This is a genomic window from Zongyangia sp. (assembly GCF_965361945.1).
Genome location: NZ_CBDTOK010000110.1, coordinates 1 through 5459 on the forward strand (window position 1 = coordinate 1; position 5459 = coordinate 5459).

The 5459-nt window shown below is 55.7% G+C and carries 5 protein-coding genes; 3 read left to right on the plus strand and 2 right to left on the minus strand.

Translation table 11 applies throughout. The annotated features are described in order from the left end of the window. Positions 1-546 (plus strand): HAD-IIA family hydrolase (locus ACZ25G_RS07445; protein WP_463682033.1); only part of this gene is annotated, 546 nt, incomplete at its 5' end. 96 nt (positions 547-642) lie between these two features. On the opposite strand, the gene ACZ25G_RS07450 is transcribed toward ACZ25G_RS07445, so the two are convergent. Together ACZ25G_RS07450 and ACZ25G_RS07455 are read right to left on the minus strand one after the other, a co-directional pair. Continuing rightward, a complete protein-coding gene (locus tag ACZ25G_RS07450; RefSeq protein WP_224771615.1) occupies positions 643-1053 on the minus strand; it encodes a DUF1622 domain-containing protein in 411 nt (136 codons plus the stop codon). Between the two features lie 126 nt (positions 1054-1179). After that, a complete protein-coding gene (locus tag ACZ25G_RS07455; RefSeq protein ID WP_191482754.1) occupies positions 1180-2640 on the minus strand; it encodes an NADP-dependent glyceraldehyde-3-phosphate dehydrogenase in 1461 nt (486 codons plus the stop codon). Positions 2641-2937: 297 nt separating this feature from the next. Here ACZ25G_RS07455 and ACZ25G_RS07460 point away from each other — a divergent pair, with 297 nt between their 5' ends. Next, positions 2938-3666 (plus strand): ABC transporter ATP-binding protein, encoded by a 729-nt coding sequence (locus ACZ25G_RS07460; RefSeq protein ID WP_191482755.1) that lies wholly within the window; start codon positions 2938-2940, stop codon positions 3664-3666. Beyond that, entirely contained in the window at positions 3653-5281 is a 1629-nt protein-coding gene (locus tag ACZ25G_RS07465; protein WP_463682034.1) for a hypothetical protein, read from the plus strand. The genes ACZ25G_RS07460 and ACZ25G_RS07465 overlap by 14 nt, the downstream gene beginning before the upstream one ends. Positions 5282-5459 lie beyond the last annotated feature (178 nt).

A 5459-nucleotide genomic window follows, 5' to 3' on the forward strand; every position in this document is an offset into this window, starting at 1 on the left:
ACCATCTACCTCAACCAGCATTTCCCCGGCAAGAGGGTCTATCTGGTGGGCACCGACTCCCTGACCCGGGAATTTGAAAGGGCGGGCGTCCAGCTGGTGGAGGAGGAGCCCGATCTGGCGGTGCTGGGCTTTGATACGGGGCTGACCTACCAAAAACTCTGGAAGCTGTGTGACTATGTCCGGACAGGCATCCCCTATATTGCCACCCATCCCGACTTTAACTGCCCCATTGAGACCGGGTTTATGCCGGACATCGGCGCCACCATCGCCTTTGTGGAAGCCTCCACCGGCGTCCTGCCCAAGGTCATCGGCAAGCCCCATAAAGAGATTGTGGACGCTGTGCTGGACAAGGTCGGGCTCCCCCGGGAGCAGATTGCCATGGTGGGGGACCGGCTTTACACCGACATCGCCATGGGCGCCAACGGCGGCATCACCTCCATCCTGGTCCTCTCAGGGGAGACAACCCGGGAGGATGTGGAGAAAAGCGACATCCAGCCCGACTATATCTTCGAGGATCTGGGAGACCTAGCCGCCCATCTCCGGTAGGAGCCGCCACACCCAGCCATCAGGCGCATCTATATACAAAATCGGCTATTAAAGCCAAAAGCGGGGATCCGGTTTTCCGCCGGATCCCCGCTCTTTTTATTTTTGTTGATCTTCCCGCTGTCCGTCGGGCTTTTCCCTCTCTGTTTCCCCCTTGGCGGCCTGCCACTGACGCCGTTCTGATTCCGCCAAACGGTTATCCGCCTCCTCGTTGCGGATTTCCCAGTGGATGAGGAAGGTCAGGGCAGCCCGCAGGGCGATGATGCCCGCCACCGTGAGAATCTCAGAAAAATCCCGGACCACCACGGTGCGCAGGATCTCGCTGCCCAGCTTGAATTCCAGGCCCATGGCCATACCCTTGGCCAGGTTGAGCCGGGTCAGGGGATCGTGGCGGATATAGCTGATAATCCCTCGGATGCCGGAGGCAATGATGACAACCACACCCATAAATTCAAAGAGCATAATGGCTACGTCTACAATGTTGTTGAGCAAGTTGTGTACCGCTTCCACATCCCATTCCTCCCCGCGCTACACCCGGACAGCCGGATGCTTCCTGTTCTTTCTGCCCCTATTATACAAAGTCCTGGGTTTTTACACAAGCAAAAATTCCCTCATGGGAACAATAAACTCAAGTTTTCATGGATTTTGCAGGTTGAGGGCGATCACCTTCGGGCGGGTCATGGCCTCAATCGAGTAGCGCACCCCCTGGGTCCCCATTCCCGAAGCCTTTACCCCCAAAAATGGAAAGTGATCCGGGCCGCGCTCGGTCTTATTGTTGATCTGGACTGTCCCCACCTCCAGACGCCGGGCCACATAGAAGGCCTGATCGATATTGTGGGTAAACACCGAGGACTGCAGGCCGTATTCCGAACGGTTGGCAATCTGGATGGCGTCCTCCACATCCTTCACCCGGATCACCGGCAGCACCGGCGCAAAGGGTTCCTCCCAGGCCACATCCATCTCGGCGGTGACAAAGTCCAGCAGGGTGGGGGGCAGCAGGTTCTTTTCCCGCTGGCCGCCGGTGACAAGCTTGGCCCCTTTGTCCAGGGCGTCCTCAATGAGCTCCTGGGCGGATTCCGCCGCCCGCTCGCTGATCAGCGGGGTGATGACGGCATTATCCCTGGGATCCCCCACCGGCAGCGCCTCGATCCTCTTTTTGAGCTTCTCCACCAGATCGTCCGCCACCTGATCGGTGGCCAGAATCCGCTTGACCGCCGTACAGCGCTGCCCCGAATAGGAATAGGCGCCTGAAACGATGTTCTCCGCCGCAAAGTCCAGATCCGCGTCCTCCAGGACGATGGCGGCGTCCTTGCCGCCCAGCTCCATGAGCAGCGGCCGCATGGCGGAAAGCTGAGAAATCCGCATTCCCACCTCGGTGCTGCCGGTAAAATTAATAAAGTCGATGCCCTCCTGGGTGACGATAAAGTCTCCCAGTTGGCTTCCCCTGCCGGTGACTGTGTTGAGGATGCCGTCGGGCAGCCCCGCCTCCTGAATGATCTTTGCCAGATGCAGGGCGCTGATTGCCCCCTGGGTGGCGGGCTTGAGCAAAACTGCGTTGCCGCCGATGAGGGCCGGGCCGATCTTGGAGGCGGAGAGGTTGACCGGGTAGTTAAAGGGGGAGATGGCCAGCACCGTTCCCAGCGGCACCCGGGTGACAAAGGAGATTTTGTCCGGGGAGCCGCCGGGGAAGTTCTCCCCACTCATGGCCTGTCCCTCCAGGCTCTTGCCCATATCGGCGGTGTAGCGCAGCAGGTCGGCGGTCCGCGTCACCTCGGAAAGGGCGGATTTCCGATCCTTGGCAATCTCCATGACCAGGATCTCCGCCAGCTCCTTGGCCCGCTCTTCCAAAAGGGTAGCCGCCCTGTGGAGGATGTTGGCCCGTTCAAAGACCGGCATGGCTGCCCACTCCTTCAGGTGGGTTTTGGTATCTTGAATAGAGGCGGCCACCTCCTCCTGGGTCATGGCGGGGATCTTCCCCACCAGGGATCCATCCACCGGGGAATGGATATCGATAAATTTTCCCGACTGGGAGGTGACCCATCTTCCTCCCATTAGGTTTCCATAGACAGGATGTCCTTCCTGTAGCCTTTGAAACATAAAAAAACAGCAACCTTTCTCTCAGAATCTACCCCTAGTATTTGCAAAACCTTGCCTATTAACAGAAAATGGGGAGATTTTCACGGCAAAGACCGCTGTAAAAATATGCGCGCCGGCTGGTGCGGGCCCGGCGGAGAGAAAAAATAAAGCCTCCCCAAAGCTCCCCTAACCACGGGCCCTTCCTTGCCCTAAAATGTAAGAAAATCGACTGTTTTTCCGCGTTGTACTCCCCTGGGGAATATGATAGAATTTGATTGCTTTGTTCCACTAAATTCTAACAAAAGGATGGTTTCATTGATGGAAAATCAGACCCATGTGATATTGGAGGGAATCCGGAAGTCTTTCGGGGAGAAAGAAGTCCTTAAGGGGGCGTCCTTCACCTTTGAAAAGGGGAAGATCTACGGCCTGCTGGGCCGCAACGGATCGGGTAAAACCACCCTCTTCAACTGCCTGAGCGGGGATCTGACCCCGGAGGGCGGCCAGGCGTACCTTGTGCAGGGCGAGGAGAGAAAGCCCCTGCTGCCGGAGGACATCGGCTATGTCTTTGCCACGCCGATTCTGCCGGATTTTCTCACCGGTTATGAGTTTCTGAAATTTTACACCGACATCAACCGGGATAAAATCAAGAATCCCAAAACCATCGACGAATACTTTGATCTTGTAAAGATTGAGCCTGAGGACCGGCACCGGCTGATTAAGGGCTATTCCCACGGCATGAAAAACAAGGTGCAGATGCTCTGCTATATCATCACAAGTCCGCCGGTTATGCTGCTGGATGAGCCGCTGACCTCCTTCGACGTGGTGGTGGCGCTGGAGATGAAGAAGCTGCTGCGGGATATTAAAAAGGATCATATCCTCATCTTTTCCACCCATATCCTTCAGCTTGCCACCGACCTGTGTGACGAGATTGTCGTCCTCAGCGGCGGACAGCTGGAACCGGTGGACAGCTCCATGCTCCACAGCAAGGAGTTTGAGGAGAAAATTATTGAGATCTTGAAAGATGAGGATGACCATGAACAGCAGTAAGATGAAAAACACCCTGATCAGCGTCTTCCATATCAGCACCGTATCCATGGCCAATCGTTTGATCTATTACATCAAGCGGCTGCCGCTGATTGGAAAAGCTGTTTCCGACGGGCTTTATGCCCAGACCGAGCTCAAACAGGGCCTGGCTATCGTGGCCGCCCTTCTTTACACTGTCTACCGCTTTTTCTGCAAGGCGGTATATATCGGGCTGATGGTGGCGTTCCCTCTCTTCCTGATGGCGGAAGACGCAGATCCCGCTGCCCGCGGGGCTATGTTCGTTCACATCTTCTTCTTTCTCAGCTTTCTAGCCGGCGCTGTCCAGGCACCCAAGGCTTTGGAAAATAAGCCCAATAAATACATCTGCATCCGTCTGGTGGGGATGGACCCCCAGGACTACACCCTGTCCATGGTCCTATTCTATCATCTGTCGGAATTTGTTCTGTTCCTGCCCTGCATCATTGTGGGAGGGATCCTGTGTGGATGCAGCTGGGTACAGATTCTCTGCATGGCGATTTCCTTCCCAGCTTTCCGCCTGATGGGGGAAGCTCTGCAACTTCTGATCTACCGCAAAACCGGGCGGGTGCTCACCACCAGCTATGCCATCATCACCGTGGTTCTGCTGCTGGGGGCAGCGCTGGCCTATATCCCCCCAGGGATGGGCTTCACCTTCGGCGTCGACCGGTGGATCATCGGCTTTCCCTTTGTGCTGGTTCCCATCGCCCTGGGCCTTGCGTCCCTTCGGTATATCATCCGCTATCCCGGCTATCGGGAAGCCGCTAGAGACATCCTCATCCGCGACAAGCTCCTGGTGGATCCCAAAGCGACCGCCAACCAGAACCGCTTCCGGGATGTGAAGCTCCGGGATGAGGACTTCACTGGGGAAAACCTGGGCACAGGTAAATTTCAGAACAAGAAGGGCTACCGCTATCTCAACGCCATCTTCTTTGAACGCCACCGCCGGATGCTGACCCTGCCCCTCTATCGGCGGCTGATGGTCGTCGCTGTCCTCTTTGTAGGCTGCGGCGCGGCGCTCCTGCTTATCCCCTCCTTCCGCCCCGCCTTTTCCCAGATCCTTTCCCAACTTCTCCCCGTCTTCTGCTTTGTCATGTACTTTGCTTCCATCGGGGAGCGGATCTGCAGGGCCATGTTCTACAACTGCGACATCAGCCTATTGCGCTACAGCTACTACCGGGAGCGCAAGGCGATCCTCCTCAATTTCCAGATCCGGCTCTGGAAGGTGGTGCAGCTCAACCTGGTGCTGGCGGCCGCTATCTGTGCAGCGGTGGGAGGATTGGTTTTCATAAGCGGTGTATACTGGCCCATCCAGGACATGATTTTCTTCATGCTGGGCATCATCTTCCTCTCCCTGTTCTTCTCTGTCCACCACCTGTTCCTTTATTATGTATTCCAGCCCTATACCACCGAGCTGGATATGAAAAACCCTCTGTTTAATATCATCAACATGGTGGTGTATGTCGTCTGCTACATGTGCTTGCAGATTGAGGCTGTGCCTTCCAGCTTTGCTTTCATTGTTCTGGGGGCCACTGTGGTGTATATGCTCGTTGCGTTGACCCTAGTCTATCAATTGGCCCCGAAAAACTTTCGGGTAAAATAGCCTCTTTCATTGATAAGGCTACTGTTTTCCGCAAGGACGGCTGGAGGAATATTCTCCGGCCGTCCTTTTTCACGCCTTGAAGCCTGGAGCCAGACAAAATTCCCCCTTTACTTTCGGAAAAAGATGTTGTATAATGTTTAGGTCAAAACAAGTGTGGGGGCGTAGCTCAGCTGGGAGA